Source organism: Sulfitobacter sp. 1A13496 (assembly GCF_043557225.1).
In the GTDB taxonomy this organism is placed as follows: Bacteria; Pseudomonadota; Alphaproteobacteria; order Rhodobacterales; family Rhodobacteraceae; genus Sulfitobacter; species Sulfitobacter faviae.
Window position 1 is genome coordinate 1 of the sequence record NZ_JBIFFP010000027.1, and the last position, 1,514, is coordinate 1,514.

A 1,514-nucleotide genomic window follows, 5' to 3' on the forward strand; every position below is an offset into this window, starting at 1 on the left:
AAGCAGATGGAGACGCGGTCTCGTTTTGCGCTCCGGTTCTAGGCGGTGGCCGTGAGGTGATGTCCTGCGCGGCCCGTATAAGTGATTTGGGTACGTCGAATTCGGCGCGGAAACGCGATTAAGAAAAATCTGAATCTTTTTTTGGATGACCTTGCGTCAAGGCTCGCAGGGCCTGCGAATGAAGTCCTTCGGTTGGCGGGCCGACTGTCTGCCGTTGCCCCACTGTGGGCGGGGGGCGTTGCCTAACTTCTGAGTTTGGGACCAACCCCTCCGGGGCGTAATTCCCGAAGATGACGCTCAACGCCCTCTTTGCCCGCAAGGTCTTCGCCGCATTTCTTGTCTTGGAAAAGAACAGGATCGGAGAGGGCTGCTCTGCGCGATCCCCGGTAATCTGGTCGGCCCGCGGAGCGCTTGACCTTGCGCTGAGGCGGTATCGTTACCGTCGCATGTCTTGTGGGTGGCCCTTCTTGGCCCGCAAAGTTGAAACCCCGCCCAGTACATGGCCATTTGTCTCGCCTTGCTCAACGGGTGAGGGCGCTTTCAAAAATGGCCTGCTGAGGACGCCGAATGGGTGGGTCCACGGCACCGCCGGTCCCCGTCCCGCGGGGCGCTACGGATTGCTCAGTGGCCCCCGGGACATCGCAATCTCAGTTAAGCGGCAAAGACCTCATGCAAGTGGTGCGGACATAAACACCCACCCGGTTTCACCGGCGGCAACCGCGAAGGTGTTTATGTCCGCTGCGCATTTAACCGGAAAAACCAGCGCCTTAGCGGTTTCTCTATTTTCCATGATCAACCTCTTTCCTGAAAGGACATCTCATGCTTGATCTCTCTGGCAGACCCCCTGCCGTCTTGTCCCCTGTGGCAAGCATTGCGGCCTCCACCACCCCCTCGGAGGTGCCCAACTTTGCACAGTTTCGCGCTTATACGGCCGCACGAACCGATCTTACTGCCAGCACCCAAACAAGCTACTTGGGCGCGATTGACCAAGCTGCATCGATACTGAACCGGCCGTTAACTGCGATTGAAGCAGACCTTGATGCTATTGAGCAGAGGTTCCCTTTGAAGGGGTTTGACCTCGATCATTGGCCGACCGAGCGCGCTTACAAGACGTTCCGGGGCCGACTCATAGCTGCGCTCAAGTCGTTTTGCGGTGTTCACGCCGAGAAAGCCCGCTTGCGGGCAATGGAGGATGACTGGACAGTATTGCTTGCGGCCATTGAGCCGCGCGTACAGGGGCGGGTAGGTACATCGGATTGGCATCCGATGAAGCTCCAGATGCTGAAAAGCTTTGCGCTCATTGCTCGATCGTACGGCTGGCAACCTCGGGATATGACTTTAGAGCGGGCGCAACAGATTGACCGAGCGTTCAGCGGTAATGTGAGAGAGTCCCAGAGAAACGTGCGAAAGTTGGTGATGCCCTGAGGGGCGGCATATCATGGCGGTGTTCAGACGCCGTCGATTCTCTGCTGAGAAAAGGATATGCCACATGTCAGAGTCTACCATCACCCAAC

The 1,514-nt window shown here is 57.6% G+C and carries 2 protein-coding genes; one reads left to right on the top strand and one right to left on the bottom strand.

Going from position 1 to position 1,514, the window contains the following annotated elements; all coding sequences use genetic code 11:
* Window positions 1-667 precede the first annotated feature (667 nt).
* A complete protein-coding gene (locus tag ACGYLX_RS18995; protein ID WP_394451278.1) occupies window positions 668-790 on the bottom strand; it encodes a hypothetical protein in 123 nt (40 codons plus the stop codon).
* Between the two features lie 29 nt (window positions 791-819).
* Between ACGYLX_RS18995 and ACGYLX_RS19000 the strand changes: the two genes are divergently transcribed.
* Window positions 820-1,425 (top strand): hypothetical protein, encoded by a 606-nt coding sequence (locus ACGYLX_RS19000; RefSeq protein WP_394451280.1) that lies wholly within the window; start codon window positions 820-822, stop codon window positions 1,423-1,425.
* Window positions 1,426-1,514: the final 89 nt, after the last annotated feature.